This is a genomic window from Agromyces badenianii, assembly GCF_003070885.1.
In the GTDB taxonomy this organism is placed as follows: domain Bacteria; phylum Actinomycetota; class Actinomycetes; order Actinomycetales; family Microbacteriaceae; genus Agromyces; species Agromyces badenianii.
In genome coordinates this window covers 3032503-3052052 of the sequence record NZ_CP028913.1, presented here as the reverse complement: position 1 = coordinate 3052052, position 19550 = coordinate 3032503, and the positions used below count along the sequence as shown (strand labels likewise).

General features: G+C 66.8%; 16 protein-coding genes and 1 pseudogene. 11 read left to right on the top strand and 6 right to left on the bottom strand.

Annotated elements, in window-relative coordinates; genetic code table 11:
• Positions 1-274 precede the first annotated feature (274 nt).
• The 8 genes from rpmH (at position 275) to DCE93_RS14325 (ending at position 8521) form a co-directional block, all read left to right on the top strand.
• The gene (gene rpmH / locus DCE93_RS14360) at positions 275-412 is read left to right on the top strand and encodes a 50S ribosomal protein L34 (RefSeq protein WP_022892375.1); all 138 of its coding nucleotides are present in this window, start codon (positions 275-277) and stop codon (positions 410-412) included.
• 7 nt (positions 413-419) lie between these two features.
• Positions 420-791, top strand: a complete 372-nt coding sequence (gene rnpA, locus DCE93_RS14355; RefSeq protein ID WP_108596476.1) for a ribonuclease P protein component — start codon at positions 420-422, stop codon at positions 789-791.
• A 1-nt stretch (position 792) separates the two neighbouring features.
• Positions 793-1296, top strand: coding sequence for a membrane protein insertion efficiency factor YidD (gene yidD / locus DCE93_RS14350; RefSeq protein ID WP_244284193.1), 504 nt, complete (start codon positions 793-795; stop codon positions 1294-1296).
• 8 nt (positions 1297-1304) lie between these two features.
• Positions 1305-2249 (top strand): membrane protein insertase YidC, encoded by a 945-nt coding sequence (gene yidC / locus DCE93_RS14345; protein WP_108596474.1) that lies wholly within the window; start codon positions 1305-1307, stop codon positions 2247-2249.
• Positions 2250-2253: 4 nt separating this feature from the next.
• The gene (locus tag DCE93_RS14340; protein ID WP_108596473.1) at positions 2254-2751 is read left to right on the top strand and encodes a Jag family protein; all 498 of its coding nucleotides are present in this window, start codon (positions 2254-2256) and stop codon (positions 2749-2751) included.
• Positions 2752-2759: 8 nt separating this feature from the next.
• Positions 2760-3392, top strand: a complete 633-nt coding sequence (rsmG, locus tag DCE93_RS14335) for a 16S rRNA (guanine(527)-N(7))-methyltransferase RsmG (RefSeq protein ID WP_108596472.1) — start codon at positions 2760-2762, stop codon at positions 3390-3392.
• A gap of 3111 nt (positions 3393-6503) precedes the next feature.
• Entirely contained in the window at positions 6504-7541 is a 1038-nt protein-coding gene (locus tag DCE93_RS14330; protein WP_276329507.1) for a ParA family protein, read from the top strand.
• Positions 7541-8521 (top strand): ParB/RepB/Spo0J family partition protein, encoded by a 981-nt coding sequence (locus DCE93_RS14325; RefSeq protein ID WP_108596470.1) that lies wholly within the window; start codon positions 7541-7543, stop codon positions 8519-8521. The genes DCE93_RS14330 and DCE93_RS14325 overlap by 1 nt, the downstream gene beginning before the upstream one ends.
• Positions 8522-8664: 143 nt before the next feature.
• Here DCE93_RS14325 and DCE93_RS14320 read toward each other — a convergent pair whose 3' ends face one another.
• The 6 genes from DCE93_RS14320 to DCE93_RS14295 all read right to left on the bottom strand — a co-directional run bounded on the left by DCE93_RS14320 (position 8665) and on the right by DCE93_RS14295 (position 16783).
• Complete coding sequence (locus DCE93_RS14320; RefSeq protein WP_108596822.1) at positions 8665-9624, bottom strand: D-alanine--D-alanine ligase family protein; 960 nt, start codon at positions 9622-9624, stop codon at positions 8665-8667.
• Between the two features lie 17 nt (positions 9625-9641).
• Positions 9642-10964, bottom strand: a complete 1323-nt coding sequence (locus DCE93_RS14315) for an aminotransferase-like domain-containing protein (RefSeq protein WP_108596469.1) — start codon at positions 10962-10964, stop codon at positions 9642-9644.
• A gap of 174 nt (positions 10965-11138) precedes the next feature.
• Positions 11139-11462 (bottom strand): thioredoxin, encoded by a 324-nt coding sequence (trxA, locus tag DCE93_RS14310; RefSeq protein WP_108596468.1) that lies wholly within the window; start codon positions 11460-11462, stop codon positions 11139-11141.
• Between the two features lie 92 nt (positions 11463-11554).
• Complete coding sequence (gene trxB, locus DCE93_RS14305; protein ID WP_108596467.1) at positions 11555-12529, bottom strand: thioredoxin-disulfide reductase; 975 nt, start codon at positions 12527-12529, stop codon at positions 11555-11557.
• Positions 12530-12690: 161 nt separating this feature from the next.
• Entirely contained in the window at positions 12691-14313 is a 1623-nt protein-coding gene (gene murJ, locus DCE93_RS14300; protein ID WP_108596821.1) for a murein biosynthesis integral membrane protein MurJ, read from the bottom strand.
• Positions 14306-16783 (bottom strand): DUF6049 family protein, encoded by a 2478-nt coding sequence (locus DCE93_RS14295; protein WP_146185018.1) that lies wholly within the window; start codon positions 16781-16783, stop codon positions 14306-14308. The genes murJ and DCE93_RS14295 overlap by 8 nt, the downstream gene beginning before the upstream one ends.
• Before the next feature lie 90 nt (positions 16784-16873).
• Between DCE93_RS14295 and DCE93_RS14290 the strand changes: the two genes are divergently transcribed.
• The 3 genes and pseudogenes from DCE93_RS14290 to DCE93_RS14280 all read left to right on the top strand — a co-directional run bounded on the left by DCE93_RS14290 (position 16874) and on the right by DCE93_RS14280 (position 19511).
• Complete coding sequence (locus tag DCE93_RS14290; protein WP_108596465.1) at positions 16874-18316, top strand: CCA tRNA nucleotidyltransferase; 1443 nt, start codon at positions 16874-16876, stop codon at positions 18314-18316.
• Positions 18317-18537: 221 nt separating this feature from the next.
• A pseudogene (rpsF, locus tag DCE93_RS14285) lies at positions 18538-18900 on the top strand (30S ribosomal protein S6); the annotation flags it as partial.
• Between the two features lie 89 nt (positions 18901-18989).
• On the top strand, positions 18990-19511 hold the full coding sequence (locus DCE93_RS14280; RefSeq protein ID WP_108596463.1) for a single-stranded DNA-binding protein: 522 nt from the start codon (positions 18990-18992) through the stop codon (positions 19509-19511).
• Positions 19512-19550: the final 39 nt, after the last annotated feature.

The window sequence follows — 19550 nt, the reverse complement described above, 5'->3', positions numbered from 1 at the left end:
GATAACTGGTGTCAAACGCTATCCGAGGAACTCGCTCCCGACAAATGCCGATTGGGGGATTCGACTTCGCGGGCGTGTCGTTCCACAGGCGATCCTGAGCTTCGCGCGATACTGTCTCTTTTGAACTGCGTCGGGTCGAACGTGTTTCGGTTTGACCCCACGGCCTCGAGGCCGTAGTTTTAATCAGTTGACCCCAGCCCGTCAGGGCACCCAGTTTTCCCGCCTTCACGCAATTGCGATTCCGGCGAGGAGATCCGAACGCCGGAGAAGAAGAATGAGCAAGCGTACTTTCCAGCCGAACAACCGTCGTCGTGCCAAGAAGCACGGCTTCCGCCTTCGCATGCGCACCCGCGCCGGCCGTGCCATCCTTTCGGCGCGACGCGGCAAGGGTCGCACCGAGCTCTCCGCGTAGTTCCTCGGTGCTCGCCAAAGCCAATCGCATCACGAGCGCCGACGACTATCGAGTCATCGTGCGCCGAGGTGCGAAGGTCGCCGGTGCCCACACCGTGAGCTATCTGCGCTCACGGGAGTCGGGCACCGACGCACGCTTCGGCTTCATCGTCTCGAAGAAGGTCGGCACCGCCGTTCGCCGCAATCTGGTGCGGCGGCGACTGAAGGCCGTCTGCCACGAAGCGCTCGGCGACGGCGTCTGCGACGTCGACGTGGTGGTTCGTGCACTGCCGTCGGCGTCCGCCGCCGACTGGAATGAGATTCGCGCCGAGGTGCTGAACGCTCTCGAGCGCCGGCGCGCTCGAGCGTCGATCGATGCCGCATCGCAGAAGGGCGAATAGCGTGAAGAACGCCGCCCTGTTCGTGGTGCTCATCCCCCGCAACATCGGGGTGCTGCTCATCCGCGGGTACCGCGCGGTCATCTCCCCGCTCTACGGCGATGTCTGCCGCTACTACCCGTCATGTTCGGCGTACGGCCTGGGCTCGGTGCAGCAGCGCGGCCTCATCGCGGGCTCGGTTCTCACGGCTTGGCGCATCCTGCGCTGCAATCCGTGGACCTCCGGCGGCATCGACGACGTCAAGGCCGCGAGTCACTCCCGCTACCGGATCACCAGGTTCGGGTGGGTCGTTCCCACCGGCTTCGGGCAGACGGATGTCGCATTCCCGTCTTTCGCCGACACCGACCACGGTGCTCACCACCACGCCACCGGCTTCACCGGCCACGAGGCATCCGTCGACAGCGATCGACTCGTGACCGGTGCACTCAGTGACTCGGCCGCAGCCGACGCGCCCCGCGATGACGCGGAGCTCTTGCTCTCCTCCCCCTCATCGTCCCGAAAGGACTGACTCGCCCAATGGACTTCATCAGCCTGATCCTCTGGCCCATCAAATGGGTCATCGAGCTGATCCTCGTCGCGTTCCACTCGATGTGGACGTTTTTCGGGCTCAACCCCGACGCCGGCGTCACGTGGGTGCTGTCGATCGTGGGTCTCGTCATCGTCGTGCGAGCCGCGCTGATCCCGATCTTCGTCCGCCAGATCAAGAGCCAGCGCCGCATGCTCGAAGTCGCGCCGCAGCTGAAGAAGATCCAAGACAAGTACAAGGGCAAGAAGGACCAGTTCTCTCGCGAGGCGATGTCGCGCGAGACCATGGAGCTGTACAAGAAGACGGGCACCAACCCGCTCTCCTCCTGTCTGCCCCTGCTGCTCCAGATGCCGATCTTCTTCGGCCTGTTCTCGGTGCTCAACGACGCTCAGCACGACAAGGCCGGCGTCGGCGTGTTCACGCAAGATCTTGCGAACTCCTTCGCCAACTCCGAGTTCCTCGGCGCCCCGCTGAAGGGCACGTTCATCGGCGCCATGAACGGCGAGTACCCGTGGCAGGTCATGGTCATCGCCGCGGTGATGATCGTGCTGATGACCGCCTCGCAGTTCATCACCCAGCTGCAGATCGTCTCGAAGAACATGTCGCCCGAGACCAAGGCGAGCCCGATGTTCCGCCAGCAGCGCATCCTGCTCTACCTGCTCCCCCTCGTGTTCGCGTTCTCCGGTGTGGCCTTCCCCATCGGCGTCATGTTCTACTGGCTGGTCTCGAACTTCTGGACGATGGGTCAGCAGTTCGTGGTCATCCGCAACATGCCGACGCCCGGCAGCGAGGCCGCGAAGGCCCGCGAGGAGCGACTCGCCCGCAAGGGCAAGCTCGTCATCGAGGAGAAGACCGAGATCGAGTCGCAGGAACCGAAGAAGACGCAGCGCCAGCAGCCTGTCAGCAAGGCTCGCGCGAAGAAGCAGGGGAAGTAGACCCATGACCGACGTGCATCACGACACCGCAGACCGCTCGACCGTGCAGCTCGAAGAAGAGGGCGATATCGCGGCCGATTACATCGAAGAGCTCCTCGACATCATGGATCTCGATGGCGATATCGACATCGACGCGCGCAACGGTCGCGCATACGTGTCGGTCAACGCGGGTGAGGGAGCGAACCTCAACCTGCTTTCGAAGCCCGAAACGGTGAGCGCGTTCCAGGAGCTCACCCGACTTGCCGTGCAGACGAAGACCGGTGCGTTCTCCCGCCTGATCCTCGACATCGGCGGTTCACGCGACGCGCGCCGCGACGAGCTGGCGAGCCTCGTGGCTCGGGCCGCCGAACGCATCGATGGTGGCGCCTCCGAGGCCTCGCTCCCCCCGATGTCGTCCTACGAGCGCAAACTCGTGCACGATCTCGTCGCCGAGCGCGGACTGCACTCGGAGTCGCGTGGCGAGGGTGCTGACCGGCACACGGTCATCACTCGCATCGGCTGACGTTTCACGTGAAACTCGACGGACTCGAGCCCGAGCCGGCCGCCGCGGCAGAGCTCTTCGGCGACCACATCGAAAAGGGCCGCGCCTTCACCACCGCGCTCGCACGCCACGGCGAAGAACTCGGACTCATCGGTCCGTTGGAACTGCCTCGCCTGTGGACGCGGCACGTGTTGAACAGTGCGCTCGTCGCGCCGCTCCTCCGCCCGGGTCGCGTCGGCGACGTCGGTTCGGGCGCCGGGCTTCCCGGTCTGGTCCTCGCGATTCTGCGCCCGGATGCCTCTTTCACACTGATCGAGCCGATGGAGCGACGGGTCGCCTGGCTGGAACGGCAAGCGGCGGAGCTCGAGCTCGAGAACGTCACGGTCGTCCGCGCCCGCGCGGAAGAGTCGAAGTTGTTCGATTCCCTCGATCAGGTCACCGCTCGTGCGGTGAGCGCACTTCGCACCCTGATCCCCGTCACCGCTCCCCTGCTGAAGCCCGGCGGCGAACTCGTGCTCATGAAGGGCGCCGGCGTCGACGGCGAGATCGCCGCGGCCGAGAAGGTCATTCGCAGGCATCACCTGCATGACGTCGAGGTGCTCGTGCTCGGCGAAGGCGTGGTCTCCGAGGTGACTCGGGTATTCCGCGCCACCGCGGGCTGACGCCCGGGTCGATCTCGCGCCGGTCGTACGCACGTGGCTTCGGCCCGAGTGCTACGAGTAGGACGGTGGCCTTCAGGCCTTCAGGCCTTCGTGCTTTCGAGCCTTCGAGCCTTCGGGCATTCGGCCGTCCTGCTAAGTGAGAAGGGCGGAATCTGCATCCGCCGTGCATCCTGCGTAACGGCTCCCCCCTCGTGTTTCACGTGAAACGCTGGGGACGGCGACTACAGGGGCAGAGTTCTGGGCAGCGCCGTGTTTCGAATCGCACTGCGCGCTCTGGTTCCGTGCTTGAGCTCATCGGGTCGACGCGTTTGGGCTGGTGAGTGCAGCTCACTCGGTTGTCGTTGTCGTTGTCACTGCTACTGCTACTGCTACTGCCACTTCCTCCTCTCTTTCCAACTCCACTGTCGCCTCCTTCACCTTCACTGTCGCGTCCTTTCACCTCTCTATAGTCCTTTCACCTCCCTATAAAGGTGCGGCTGCGGTCTGCTGGCGGGGCGGTCGCCTCAGAGAGAATCGCCGTATCCCGCCGGCGGGTCAGGGCTTTGCGAACGCGACCGTCTCAGCACCGAAGGTCGGCAACGCCCGTTCGGCACCGGTGATCGGGAACACCCGTAGTGAAAACACGGAGGCACCCGCGCAGCGTCGATGAACCCTCATCAGCGATCGGACGCTGGCGTCGCGTCACCACACACCCCGCCGGCTGGTGTCTGCATGGATCAGGCACGAACTGGTGAACGTGCCAATGAGACGGCCGTGACCTCGACTTGTCAAAGACGTCGATGACGCGGTCGATATGGGCGGGCTTGCGGTTGGTGGGCACGGTGGGCGGTCGACTGAAGTGGGTGGCTGTGGGTTTCTTCGATGGAGGTCGTCACCGAGCGCGGTGTGCCAGGCGGTCGTGTTGTACCGGGTGACGGGCTGAGCACATGTCGTCGTCGGTCGCGGCCGGGTCTCTGGTGGATGCCAGGCTCGCGCGGCAGTTTCACGTGAAACATGGCAGGTCCGTGACGGTGGAGTCAGACTACCGAACGCCCCACAACCCGGCTGGGCACAGCGCGGCCCAACCAAGCGCGCCTTGCGCCGGTTCTTGGTGGGGACTCGGCTGGTTCGGCCGCGTTCGAGCGCCCTCCACCTGGCTGTTGTTGAGAGCCGGTGCGGCCGCTGCAACTCGGGATTGCGTCACGTCAGGGCGATCCGGCGCCTTCTCTGGCATCGGAGTTCTCGAGGAGCCAAGCCCTTGGCCTATCGCGACGCGCGATTGCTCGACATCGCGAGGAGGGGAGCACGTAGCGCCGTGTGGGTCGCTTCCACTCCCACCCGAGCCCTTCTGTTTCCTCCGTGCCGCAATGCACTTGGCGCCAGGCAAGCTTTGTCTCGGTCGCCTCGGATGCGCGCGAGCGATCAGCCGTTTCACGTGAAACGCAACGAGGATTCAGGGTGTGCACGAGCACTGAGGCGATCGATCACATACCTCTGACACGCACGCCTGACGATGTGCGGGGTCAGGTGAGGACTACCCCTGGCTCCCTGACGCACCGAGCGACTCTCAATAGCTGCACCGCCCGAGAGTGGCCGTACCAATGCGATCTTCTGCACTATCCGCCTCGCTCGGTGTGGATGCACCGTCCGCCGGCGCCCGAACCGTCTGCGCCGCCGGCGCCGCTCGCGCCTCAGTGTTTCACGTGAAACACGGTCGCCCGCGAACACCCCACCACCCCACCATCTCGCCTGGACCACCACCTCACGTGGCCCACCATCTCGCCTGGACCACCACCTCACGTGGCCCACCATCTCGCCTGGACCACCACCTCACGTGGCCCACCATCTCGCCTGGACCACCACCTCACCCCGCCCAGCACCTCACTTGGCCCAGCACCTCACCTGGCCATCAGCACCGGACGGCCGGGGGAACCAGGCGCCATAAGGTTGCCGTCAGACGATCGAGGGACACCTGCAGGCCCGCGAGAGGTCATGCCGTTGCCCGGCGTCCATGCGGCGGTGCCTTCTGGCGCCCTTCGGAGAGTCCATGCTTCGTGTGCGCACGGGCCCGAAGCCGGCACTGGCGAACTCGATCCGCGACGGAGCACTCCTCCACAGGGACGATCGGCTCGGATCTCGTCGAGTTCGCTCGTCGTCAACTTGAGAGTGGGTTGCGGCGGTTAGGCTTGACTCTCGGACCGAGACTGCCGCAGAGCGGCGGTCTTGGCCACACACCAACGGGTTGGAGTAGTCGGCATGGCACAGGGCGGAGGACGTGGCTGGTTTCACCGCAAGCGCCCTCGCCCCAGCCCAGACGAGATGACGAACGGCACGGCGCCCTCGCAGTCGGCGCCGCCAGATCATCAGCCCGATGCTGTGAGTGAGCCGCTGCGGCCGGCGGGATTTGTTGAACCAGGTCAGGAACAGACGTCTCCGACCACCAGCTCCGAGAGTCGCGATTCGCGGCCCAGCGGAGTATTCAAATCGGCACCGGCACCGGCACCGGCACCGTCGACATCGAACGAGCACCGGCACGGTGATGTCGCAGTTCCGCCGTCGCTGGACCCACTCCCCTCCCCTGCTGCCTCCGGCGCAACCCCAGTGTGGACGTCGCCACCGCTAGAGGGCGAGAAGACAGGCACTCCAAAGGGAGACACACCCAGCGGCGGGATTGATTGGGATGCAGCCACCGCCGCGGCCTTGGCTGACGAGGTCGAGCCGCAGCCTTCTGAAGCGAGCCGGCATCCGGCTGCTGGCCCTGATCGACTCCTCGAAGATCTGATTCGAGAGATCGTCGGTGACGCTACGGCTGAAACCGCGTCGGCATTGCACCCGACCCGCATGCCTGTCGACAGGGGTGCCGCGCCACACGAAGGCACTGACGAACGACTCTCAAGCAGTCAAACCGCAGACCCAAGTGCTGCGTCGTCACTCGATGTGACGCCGCTCGCTGTCCCTGCGAGCGTAGAGAGCGTAGACATCAGTCCCTCTCCCGACGCCGTTCCTTCGGATTCCCCGAGCGAGCCCGCCGAATCGCATCCCTCGGAGCGCGCAACGTTCGAACTGCCGATCGACGCCCAGTCTCAGCAGCACGCACATTCTTCGTGGGCACCATCGGTCGACAAATCCGCGATGCAATCCGCACCACCCGTCGCGCCAATGCTCGTTGTCCCGCCGTCGCCTCTGCCACCTCCCGCGCCGCAGCCCGCTGGAGCTCAGTCGTCGCTCGCGCCCCAGATCCAAACCGAAGCCCCCGATGTTTCACGTGAAACGTCTACTGATCACGGAGGAACTCCCCTGGCCTACGAACTCGCCGACGAGACGCGTCGTCGCATCGCACTCGATGAGGCAGTCCTCCCACTGCCGCCTTCGACACGAGTACTGACGATCTCGAATCAGAAGGGCGGCGTCGGCAAGACCACGACAGCCGTGAACTTGGCCGCCGGTCTCGCTCGATCCGGTGCCCGCGTGCTCGTGATCGACCTGGACCCTCAAGGCAACGCGTCAACCGCACTGGGTGTCGATCACCGTTCCGAACGCAAGAGCGTCTACGAGGTGCTCGTCTCCGACGTCGCGCTCGCGGAGGTGGTGCAGCCTTCCACGGAACACGAGCTGCTCGATTGCGTGCCCGCCACGATCCACCTCGCCGGCGCGGAGATCGAGCTCGTCTCGCTCGTCGCCCGCGAGCAGCGACTGCGACGTGCATTGGATACCCACCTCGCATCGATGGAGCGGCCTTACGACTACGTCTTCATCGACTGCCCGCCGTCGCTCGGATTGCTGACCATCAACGCATTCGTCGCGGCACGTGAGGTCTTGATCCCCATCCAGTGCGAGTACTACGCGCTCGAAGGACTCTCGCAGTTGCTGAGCAACATCGAGCTGATCGAGAAGCACCTGAACCCCGAACTCCGGCTGTCGACGATCCTCTTGACCATGTACGACTCCCGCACGAACCTGGCCCAGCAGGTGGCGCAGGAGGTTCGCGACCACTTCCCCGCTCAGACCCTCGAAACGATCATTCCCCGTTCAGTGCGGGTGTCTGAGGCTCCGAGTTATGGGCAGAGCGTGATCAGCTACGACTTCGCGTCGAGTGGATCCCTGTCGTATCGAGAAGCAGCCGCCGAGATCGCCCGTCGTGGCGCTGCGAAACCCGAGGAGTCGAACTGATGGCAACCAAACGGACCGGACTTGGCCGTGGAATCGGCGCACTGATCCCGAGTGGCGACGACGCCACGCGATCGCGACCCGTCGACGTGTTCTTCCCCGACTCCGACGCGCAGCCCACCGCGGCCATCGCCGTCGTCGAAGAGGCGGTCGCGAGCGAGGGCCTCATCACGGTACCGGGCGCCCACCTTGCCCACCTCGATCCGAACGACATCGTTCCGAACGCCCAGCAGCCGCGGAGCGTCTTCGATCCCGATGACCTCGCGGAGCTCGTGCACAGCGTTCGCGAATTCGGCGTGCTGCAGCCGATCGTCGTTCGCCGTCACCCCGATCTGCCCGGCAAGTACGAGTTGGTCATGGGCGAGCGTCGTCTTCGGGCGACGAAGGCGGCCGGCCTCGATTCGATCCCTGCGGTGGTCAAGGACACCGCGAACGAAGACATGCTTCGCGACGCGCTGCTCGAGAACCTGCACCGCTCACAGCTCAACCCGCTCGAAGAGGCGTCGGCCTACCAGCAGCTGCTCGCCGACTTCGGCATCACGCAGGAGGAACTCGCCTCTCGCATCGGGCGTTCCAGACCGCAGATCTCGAACACGCTGCGGCTCCTCAAGCTGCCCGAGCCGGTGCAGCTCCGTGTCGCCGCCGGTGTGCTGACGGCGGGGCACGCACGCGCCATCCTGTCGATCGGTGACGATGCGACCGAGATGCAGCGCTTCGCCGACAAGATCGTCAACGAGGAGCTTTCGGTGCGTGCCGCCGAGGCGGTTGCGACGAACGAGCCGAAATCGTCTCGACAGAAGCCGGCGGCCGGAAAACGACAGGACTTCCTCGAAGACCTCGCAAGCCGGCTCGGCGACCGCCTCAACACTCGGGTGAAGATCGCACTCGGAGCAAGAAAAGGCCAGATCACGGTTGATTTCGCGACAGTCCAAGATCTTCGGAGGATCCTGACGGAGCTCGGCGAGAATCTCGACGGCGTCTGATCGTGAATCGGCCGGAGAATCGCTCCTGACGAACTGAAAGCAGCCGGTTTCTCACGGCCGTCGCCGTGTTATACGCGCTCGAGTATGTACAGCGAGGGGGTCGGCCCGTCAGGCCGACCCCCTCGCTCCATGCTTCGACGAGATCAGTTCGTGCGATCCCGTGCGGCTTCGACGAGGGAACCATAGAGCGCCGAAGCGCTCGTGCCCGATGCCTCGATGGCAAGCGGCACCAGTGAGGTCTCGGTGAGTCCAGGAATCACGTTCGCCTCGAGGAACCAGGGCGTCCCCTCGGCATCCACAATGAAGTCGACGCGGGAGAGATCGCGAAGTCCGAGCGTGCGGTGCGCCAACACCGCGGCATCCGAGACTGCTGCGACCGTCGCATCAGCCAGACGCGACGGCGTGTAGAACGTGGTCTCCCCGGCGTTGTACCTGGCCTGGAAACTGTAGACGCCGGCTGTCGGTTCGATCTCGACGGCCGGAAGTGCACGAGGACCGTCGCCGGTATCGACGACGGCGATCGCGATCTCCGTTCCGAAGATGCGGCGTTCGACCACCGCAACCTCGGCATAGGTGAATGCTTCGACCATCGCGCGGGGCAGGTCGTTCGGGTCTTCGACGATGGTGACACCCTGGGCCGAGCCGCCCGACGCCGGCTTCACGACGAGGTCGCCCTCGATGGCGGAGCGAACAACTCGCAGCACGCTGGAAGCGCCGAGCTCGCGGAACGACTCGTGCGACAGCACGATCGACTCGGGCACCGCCACTCCCGCTGCGGCGAGCAATGAACTCGCCACCGGCTTGGACCACGCACGCCGCGCCGCCGCGCCGCTCGAACCCACCGCGGGAACGTCGATCGCAGCGAGCAGCTCGAGCAGTGATCCGTCTTCCCCGCTCGACCCATGCAGCGCGGGAAACACGACGTCAGGGCGTTCACTCGCAAGGAACGGCAACAGTCCGGCGTCGGGGTCACGGAGCACCACTCGGTGGCCAGCGCCGGTGAGGGCGTCGGCGACACGGCGACCCGAGCGCAACGAGACATCGCGTTCGTGAGAGATGCCACCCGCGAGCACGACGACGTAAAGGCCAGAAGAATCGCTCATGATCAGGTCTTTCTCCACTACTTCAGGTCGGATGGCGGTGCGGAATCGTAGCCCGCACTTGGTGGCAGCTGCAATGGACCCGTGCCGGCGAAGGTGTCGAGCAGATCGAGTTCACCGTTGATCACGGTCGCGAGGCGACGAATTCCGACGCGAATGGCCTCTGGGGTCGGATAGCAGTACGACAACCGCATGGCATGCCTGCCACGTCCATCGGCGAAGAACGCGGTGCCGGGCGTGTAGGCGACCAGCTCCTTCACCGCCCGCGGCAGCATCTGCTTCGAGTCGAGCATGTCGGGCATGGTGACCCAGACGTAGAAGCCGCCGTTCGGGTTGGTCCAGTTGAGCTGAGGCAGGTACTCCCCCAGCGCCTCGACCATCGCGTCTTTGCGCTCGCGATAGACCCCGCGGAACGTATCGATCTGGCCGCGCCAGTCGGCCGTGGCCAGATATTCGGAGACGACGAGCTGGCTGAACGAGCTCGGCGAGAGGATGGCGGACTCGGCCGCGAGGATGAGCTTCTCGCGAATCGCATGGGGCGCGAGCGCCCACCCGACCCGGAACCCGGGGGCGAGGGTCTTCGAGAAGGATCCGAGATAGATGACGCCCTCTGGATCGAGCGAGCGAAGCGCATCGGGTGCGGGCTCGTCGAAGTGCAGAAGCCCGTACGGATTGTCTTCGAGCACGAGGATCTCGTTCGAGCGGCAGATCTCGAGGATCTCGGGACGGCGCTCGGCCGAGAGCGTGACACCGGCAGGGTTGTGGAAGTTCGGGATCGTGTACAGGAACTTGATGCGTCTGCCCTGGCCACGCAGCGCGGCGATCGTCTGGCGAAGTGCCTCAGGGATGAGCCCGTGCTCGTCGGTCGCGACGTGGGCGACGTTCGCCTGGTAGGAGCGGAAGATGCCGAGGGCGCCGACATAACTCGGCGATTCGGCGAGGATCACGTCTCCGGGATCGATGAAGAGCTTCGCAACGAGATCGAGGGCCTGCTGCGAGCCCGTCGCTGTCACGACGTTGTCGACTGATCCGTGGATGCCCTCGATCGCCATGACCTCGAGGATCTGCTCGCGCAGCTCGGGAATTCCCTGACCAGAGCCATATTGCAGCGCTACCGCGCCGCGCTCGCGCATGACCTTCTCCATCGAGGAGACGATGAGCTCATGCGGGAGTGCTGAGACGAACGGCATGCCGCCGGCCAGTGACACCACTTCGGGTCGTGAGGCGACGGCGAAGAGGGCTCGGACTTCGGAGGCGGCCAGCCCGGCGGCTCGTTCGGCGTAATTCGCGTACCAAGGGTCGAGATTGTTGCCGGTCCGCTGGGGGACGCCGTCAGATGCCACTGCACTGTTCCGTTCTGCTCAGGGTTTCCATGGTAGTTGCTGGGTATCGGGGTCGTTGTCTCGGGATGGTCGCGCCGCGACATCCGCCGCTCTGCGTTGAAACGGATGGTTGGGGCCGGAGACGCGAAAGACCCGCCCGGCTTTCGCCGGACGGGTCTGAAGATCGACCGCCGACTACGAGATGTAGGCGGCGAGGTCGGCCTCGAGCGCGGGCTTCGGCTTGGCGCCGATGACGGTCTTGACGACCTCGCCCTTCTCGAAGACCTTGAACGCGGGAATCGCGGTGATCTGGTATTTCATCGCGAGACCGGGGTTCTCATCGACGTTGATCTTGACGATGTCGAGCTTTTCGGCGTGCTCCGTCGCGATCTGGTCGAGGATCGGGCTGACGGCGCGACACGGGCCGCACCACTCGGCCCAGAAGTCCACGAGCACGGCCTTCTCATTGTTGAGGACCTCCTGCTCGAAGGTGGCCTCGGTCACTGCACGTGCAGTCATTGCGTTCTCCTTTGGTGAAGCCTTCGTGATCGGATGCCGCGCGGTATGCGCGCGGCGGTGTTGGTGTTCCCGAAGCGTCGGGCGACACCTGGTCAGTTGACGGCGACGAACTCCGTCTCGAGCAAGGCCTCGGCGGCGTTCTCGTTGCCGAGCGCCGCGAGGTAGTGTTCGGCGTCGAGTGCGGCGGCCGCACCGGTTCCGGCGGCGGTGATCGCCTGGCGGTAGTGGGGGTCGATGACGTCTCCCGCCGCGAACACGCCGGGGAGGGAGGTCTTCGAGCTGCGCCCCTCGACGGCGATCGTGCCTTCGGGGGTGAGGTCGAGCTTGCCGTGCACGAGGTGGGTTCGCGGGTCGTTGCCGATCGCGACGAAGAGGCCGTCGAGGTCGAGCCCGCGCTCCTCACCGGTGACGGTGTCGCGCAGGGTGACGCCGGTGACCGCGCTGGTGCCGTGAATCGCGGCGATCTCGGCGTTCCAGATGAACTCGATCTTCTCGTTGTCGAAGGCGCGCTGCTGCATGATCTTCGACGCCTTGAGGGTGTCGCGACGGTGGATCACGTAGACCTTGTCGGCGAAGCGGGTGAGGAACGTCGCCTCCTCCATCGCCGAGTCGCCGCCGCCGATAACGGCGATCGTCTTCTCGCGGAAGAAGAACCCGTCGCACGTCGCGCACCACGAGAGTCCGTGGCCCGAGAGCACCTCTTCTTCGGCGAGGCCGAGCTTGCGATAGGCGGAACCGGTCGCGTAGATGATCGCGGCCGCCTCGTGCTCGTCGCCGTTGCCGAGCTTCACGCGCTTGACCGGCCCGTCGAGTTCGAGCTCGACGACGTCGTCGTAGACGACCTCGGTGCCGAACCGCTCGGCCTGCGCCTGCAGCTTGGTCATGAGCTCGGGGCCCATGATGCCCTCGGGGAAGCCGGGGAAGTTCTCGACCTCGGTCGTGTTCATCAGCTCGCCGCCGATCTCGACCGAGCTCGCGATGAGCAGGGGCTTCAGCTGCGCGCGGGCGGCATAGATCGCTGCCGTGAAACCGGCCGGGCCCGAACCGATGATGATGATGTCGCGCAAACCCGCTCCTGTCGTTGCTGGTGATTCGTAGCATTCAACGAATCGGATGCCACGAGATGCACAACACAGTCTAGGCGGCGAGTATTCCGGGGGCGGCCGGCGTGCCCGTGTATGACGGATGTCGCATGGTCGCCGCTGCGCGATGGGTGGGGCCGCGCAACTCAGCTGCGGCGGAGGCGCGCGACTAGAGGCTCGGCGAAACTGCGCAGCTCGGGTGAACGCAGCATCCAGAGCACCGCGAAGTACACCGCGCTCATCACCGCCCCGATGATCGCCATCGACACGATCGCGCCGAACACGCTCGAGAGTGCGAACCCGTCGAAGGATGTGCCACCGAGTGCCCAGAGCAAGGCGAGACCGACGAGCACCGGCAACACGAGCGCCGCAGCCGACCGGCCGAAGGCTACGAGGATGCGTCGGCCGTCGAGGGGGCCGATTCGGCGTCGCAGCAACACGATGGCGACGACCGCCTGAACCGTGCCGGCGAAGCTGATCACGACCGCGATGCCGAACGCCACCCATGCGCTGGGGAGGGCGATGCAGGCCAGGCTGCCGGCGATGGTGAGCACGACCTGCACGAGGGTGATGAAGAACGGAGTCTTCGTGTCGCCGAGCGAGTAGAAGGTGCGCTGCACGATGAACAGCACGCTGAACGGGATGAGGCCGACGAGGTAGGCCAGGATCACGGCGCCGGTCGACCACACCAAGGGCTCGACGGGTGAGAAGACTCGAGCGAAAAGCACCGCGCACACCATGAGCACCGCAGTGGCGACCATGAGGATCACGCCCACACCGCGCACTGCGCTGGAGAGATCGTCTCGGACCTTTCGAAGGTCACCGACGGCGGCGTGTTCGCTCATCCTCGTGAAGTAGGCGGTGGCGATCGAGACCGTGATCACGGAGTGCGGCAGCATGAAGATCAGCCAGGCGTTCTGCTGCATGGCGACGGATGGCTCGTCGGGAGACGCTGCGGAGACGCCGACCACGGAGGTCTCGACGAAGCCGGCGATCGTCGTGAGGAGCAGCATGCCGAAGGTCCAGCCCGCGAGGCCGGCCGTGGAGCGGAGCCCGACACCGCGCCATCCGAAATCGGGCCGGTATCGCAGACCGGCTCGGCGCCAGAACCAGAAGAGCACGAGTGCTTGTACGGCGACCCCGAGGGTCGCACTCCCGGCGAGGAGCGCGATCATCCCGGAATCCCACTCGCTGGCGGGGCGCGTTCCCTCTGCATCGGTACCGAAGATCAGGGCGAAGACCCCGATCCCGGCAAGTGCGACCACATTGTTCAGCACAGGCACCCAGGTGAACGGCCCGAACACGCGCTTGGCGTTCAGTACCTCGCCGAGCAGGGAATACATGCCGTAGAAGAAGATCTGCGGCAGGCACCAGTAGCCGAATGCGACTGCGAGGGCGAACACGCCGTCGCGCAGGCGGCTTCCGACCAGGAGGGTCAGCAGGGGCGTGAGCAATGTGGCGATCAGGGCCGCGCCCGCGAGGATCACGAACCCGAGGGTCATGATCTTGTTGATGTAGGCGACACCGCCGTCGCGATGTGCCGCGGACCGGACGATCAGCGGTACGAGCACGGCGCTCAGCACTCCGCCCGCGACCACGGCGTAGATCGTGTTCGGCAGCTGGTTGGCTGCGGCGAACGCGTTCGCGCCGGCACCGCTCGCACCGATGACCGCGGCGAGCAACGCCGTTTTCACGAACCCGAGGATGCGCGAGACGATCGTTCCGGAGGCGAGGAAGACGCTGGCGCGTCCGATGCGATCGTCAGCCATCGCGGCGCTCATCACCGGGTTCAGCGGGTTGCTCCGTCTGTTGTTCGGAAGGTGCCGCGACCTGGTCATCGGAGGGCGCCGTGACCTCTGCATCAGAGGTCACGGGCTCGTCGACAGCTGCGTCGGCGGCTGCGGCTGCGTCGGCGTCGGCGGCCGCGGCCGCGGCCGCGGCCGCGCGCTGCCTGCGAAGGCGGCGGATGTTGCGCCAGACGCCGACGCCGAAGAACACGACGAGCACGACGCCGAGGATCGCGGCGCCGAAGCCTTCCCAGTCGGCCTGCACGTTCACGGGGATCATCACGGGACTGCCGACCGGCACTCCATCGAGCGAGGTCAATGTGACCGTGAGCGTGACCTCGCCGTTGCCGATGCCGGCGGCGACCGGTACGCGCACGGTGCTTCGCGATTCGGGGTCGACCGTGACCGTGGCCTGGTCTTCGACGATGAGTCGGCCGTTCGAGGGGTCGACGTCGACGACGACGGTGACGGGGTAGGGCAAGCCATTGAGGATCGTCGTGGGCACGCCCGTCTCGGTCGAGACGACGTTGATCGGGCTGCTGGGTACGACGGAGACCGCGCCGAGGGTGTTGCGCTGCCGCAGCAACCACTCTCCGACCGCGGTGTCCCACGCTTCGCGATCGTCGAGCCAGGCGACGTCGAGCATGGCGAGCGCTTCGCGCCGCACCGGGGCTGCGAGCACTCGAGGGTCGTCGAGCACGGTCGAGAATGCGGCGACGTCGGCGTCGGCGCGGATAATCCGGTCGATGTTCGCCAGGCGTTGGTCGCTCTCGGGCTCAGTGATGAGCCCGCGCTCGAAGGGCGGTGCGCCGATGGCGTCGGAGAGGGGCGCGAGCTCGATCCACGGGCTGGCGGCCAGTTCGTCGAGCGTGGCGGCGACCCTGGAGGACTGCGCGCCCGCGCCGCGGTCGAACGTGGCGAGCAGGGTGAGTGGCGCGCCCACGTTCTCCGCTCCCCCGATCGCGAGCTCTGCCCCGAGCAGACCGGCGGCGGCCCGCCACGCCGTCTCGGTCAGTGCGGCCGAGGCCTCGCGCAGCGGCGCGGTGATTCGTGAATCGGCGACGACAGCCGTCGAGCCGTCGATGTTCGAGGCGGCGTTCGACCACTGCTCGACCGGTGCGACGTTGCCGGGGGCGAGGATCGCGGTCGTCAGGCCCGCGGCACCGAGGAAGCCGAGGTTGCCGGCGGCGATCGTGTCGTCGGCCGGCCAGGCGATGTCGGAGCGCGTGTACGGCCACGAGAGCAGCGCGTCGGTCGTGGGCAGTTCTCCAGGCACCGGTGCGGTCGGCGTCGGCGTCGGGGTCGGGCTCGGTGTCGACGTGGCACCGCCGGCATCCTCTGGCGACACCTCGGCGGCTCCGTCGGCGCCGGTGAAGTTCTCGGGGTCGAGCGCGTCGGAGAAGCCGGTCGGCGTGAGCAGACCGGCCAGGCCGAGCTGCGCCTGCGCCGCGACATCCGCGTCTGCATACGCGAGCGGGAATATCTCGTTGGGAAGGTCGGCGAGGCGACCGAGCCATGCAACGGCCGTACCCGGCGCCGCCGAGCCGAGCACCCGGATCGACGCGATGATGCGCGGATCGACGGCGACGGCGACCTGTCGGCCGGCCACGGCGTCGAGCTGGCGCGTGAGCAGCCCGAACGGAGAGGTCCAGGTCGCGAGGTCTTCAGCGGTGAGCAGGCCGGCGGCCGACGCGGGCACGGTGAGCGGGTAGGTGAGCGCGACCGACAGCGACTCGGTCGCCGGCGCGGCGCGGCTGGCGTAGGCGTCGGTCGCCGACGCGACGAGCGTGTCGCCGACGAGCAACTCGACGCCGAGCCCGAGCACCGGGGCGCCGGCGAGATCCGCGATCGTCTCGGCCGGAACGGTGATCGAGACGACGTCGACGGCACCTGGCGCGAGCGCGTCGGACGCGACCGCCGCGACCTCGATGCCCTCGAGCTCATGCGGTTCGGCCTCGGTCGTCTCGGTCGTGCCGTTCGCATCGGGTGTCGATCGGGGCGCCTGTGCGAGCCAGGCGTCGAGCTCGGCGGCGTCGTCGATCGCCTCTGCGGAACGCACCACGCGAAGGCCGCCCGCAGAGATCGACTCGGCAGTGGCGTTCTCGACCTCGACCTCGAGCGTGAGGGGGGCGGCGGGATCGATCGTCGTCGACACGGTCGGTGCGACCCGCAGGTGCACGCCGCTGGTCGAGAGCGCCGACGTGCGCACGGGAGGAGCGGCGTGCGCGGAGGAGACGGGGTTCGCCGCGGCATCCCCCACTGCGATCGCCGAGGCGCTCACGGCCAAAGGCACCGCCGTCAGTGCGGCGATCGCGGCGACGGCGGCACTGAAACCGGCGATCGCTCGGCGCCGTGCGATCGCTCGCACACTGCCTCGGGGGGAGCGCTGGGCGCCATCCGTCGATTCGACCCGTGAGCACCGGCGGCGCGCAGGGTTCGACTCGGGCACCATGGTGGCGATTCTACGGCGTGGACGCCGGGCATCCGCTCGGCATCCACGGGCGCGCCCGGCGAACCGCCTCCTGCCGATTAACATGGACGGATGCAGAGTGTCGCGGCGGCCCTCGACCGGCTTGGCGAGCTGGCGGCTTCGCCGACCGTTTCACGCCTTGCATCCGCGTTCGAGGCGGCGGGCCATGAGCTCGCTCTCGTCGGCGGTCCCGTGCGCGACGCGTTCCTCGGCCGGCCGGTCAACGACCTCGACTTCACGACGGATGCCACGCCAGACGAGATCCTCGCGATCGTGAAGCCCATCGCCGAGGCGCACTGGGACATCGGCCGGGCGTTCGGAACCATCGGCGCGAAGATCGCCGGCGAGACGGTCGAGATCACCACCTACCGTGCCGACGCGTACGACGGCGCATCGCGCAAGCCCGAGGTCGTCTTCGGCTCGAGCCTCGAAGACGATCTCACCCGGCGGGACTTCACCGTCAACGCGCTCGCACTGCGGCTGCCGAAACTCGAACTCGTCGACCCGTCAGGCGGCGTCGAAGACCTCGTGGCGCGCGTGCTGCGCACGCCGGCGGCACCCGAGCAGTCATTCGGCGACGACCCGCTGCGGATGCTCCGGGCCGCGCGATTCTCGGCCCAGCTCGACTTCTCGGTCGAACCGGCGACCGCGCAGGCGATGACCGAGCTCTCGGCCGAGATCGACCGCATCTCGGCCGAGCGGGTGCGCGACGAGCTGTCGAAGCTGCTGCTGACGAGGGCGCCTCGCGGCGGCATCCGGCTGCTCGTCGACTCGGGGCTCGCCGAGCGCGTGCTGCCCGAACTCCCGGCCCTGTCGCTCGAACGCGACGAGCATCACCGCCACAAAGACGTCTACGAGCACAGCCTCACGGTGCTCGAGCAGGCCATCGAGTACGAGATCGAGCGCGGGGTGCTCGACTCCCCCGACCTCATCGTTCGGCTCGCGGCACTGCTGCACGACATCGGCAAGCCCCCCACCCGGCGCTTCGAACCGGGCGGGGCGGTGAGCTTCCACCACCACGACGTCGTCGGCGCGAAGCTCGCCCGGAAGCGACTGCGTGCGCTCCGGTTCGACAACGACACGGTCGACGCCGTCTCGCGGCTCATCGAACTGCACCTGCGCTTCTTCGGGTACACCGATGGCGCCTGGACCGACTCGGCCGTGCGCCGCTACGTGCGAGATGCGGGCGACCAGCTCGAGCGGCTGCACATCCTCGCCCGTGCCGACGTCACGACGCGCAACCGCCGCAAGGCCGACCAGCTCGCCTTCGCCTACGACGACCTCGAGGAGCGCATCGCCGTGCTCGCCGAAGAGGAGGAGCTCGCCGCGGTGCGACCCGAACTCGACGGGCAGCAGATCATGGCGATCCTGGGCGTCTCGCCGGGCCCGGTCGTGGGCGAGGCCTACAAGCACCTGCTCGAGGTGCGCCTCGACGAAGGCCCCATCGGTGAGGATGCCGCGACCGAGCGCCTGCTCGCCTGGTGGGCGGCCCGCACGGCACCGACCGACGCCTGACCGCTCGCCCCAGCTCGCCCCAGCTCGCACTGCTCGCCTGCGAGTGCAGGGGATGCGGCGGGGCCGGCGCGAAGGGCGAATCGCGCGGGCGCGTGGCATCCGCTATGCTGTCTAGGTTGCCCGTGTGCCGCGATTGTGCGGCCTCCACGAAGCGACGTATGCACAACCCTCCTGCTGCAGAGATCCTGTAGCCGTTTGAGTCCGAAGGAGGTGGGTTAGTCATGCACCAATACGAGCTGATGGTTATCCTCGATCCCGAGATCGATGAGCGCACCGTTGCTCCCAGCCTTGACAAGTTCCTCAACGTCATCCGTAATGATGGCGGCACCGTCGACAAGGTCGACATCTGGGGACGTCGTCGTCTGGCGTACGAGATCAACAAGAAGAACGAGGGCATCTACGCCGTCGTCGACTTCACCGCCGAGTCCAAGACCACCGATGAGCTCGACCGCCAGCTGAACCTCAGCGAGGCCGTCATGCGCACCAAGGTCCTCCGCGCCGAGGAGGCGATCGCACAGGTCGCCGCTCACGCGAAGGCCCAGGAGGCGAAGGCCGCGAAGAAGGCCGCCGCTTCGGCGAAGGCCGGAGCGAAGGCCGCTGCTGCTGCCGCCGCTCCTGCTGCTGCCGTGGCCGCTGCTGCTCCGGCTTCGGCCAAGAAGGACGCCTAGTCCTCATGGCCGGCGAGACCATCATCACCGTGGTGGGCAACCTCACTGCAGATCCCGAGCTGCGTTACACGCAGAACGGCCTCGCGGTTGCCAACTTCACCATCGCGTCCACTCCCCGCACGTTCGACCGTCAGGCGAACGAGTGGAAGGACGGTGAAGCGCTGTTCCTGCGCGCGAGCGTCTGGCGTGAATTCGCCGAGCACGTCGCCGGTTCACTCACCAAGGGTTCCCGGGTCATCGCTTCCGGGCGTCTCAAGCAGCGTTCCTACGAGACGAAGGAAGGCGAGAAGCGCACCACCATCGAGCTCGAGGTCGACGAGATCGGCCCGAGCCTGCGCTACGCCACCGCGTCCGTGACGCGCGCCCAGTCCAACCGTGGCGTCGGCGGCGGGAGCGGCTCCTTCGGGGGCGGCGCCGGTGCCGACGAGCCGTGGGCACCCAGCACCCCCGCAGCAGCGCCCCAGGGCGGTGGCGGCGACGTCTGGAACACCCCCGGTACGAGCTACGGCGACGAGACCCCCTTCTAGGCCCAGCCTTCTCAACAGGCGCAGAGGCCGGTGAGCGGA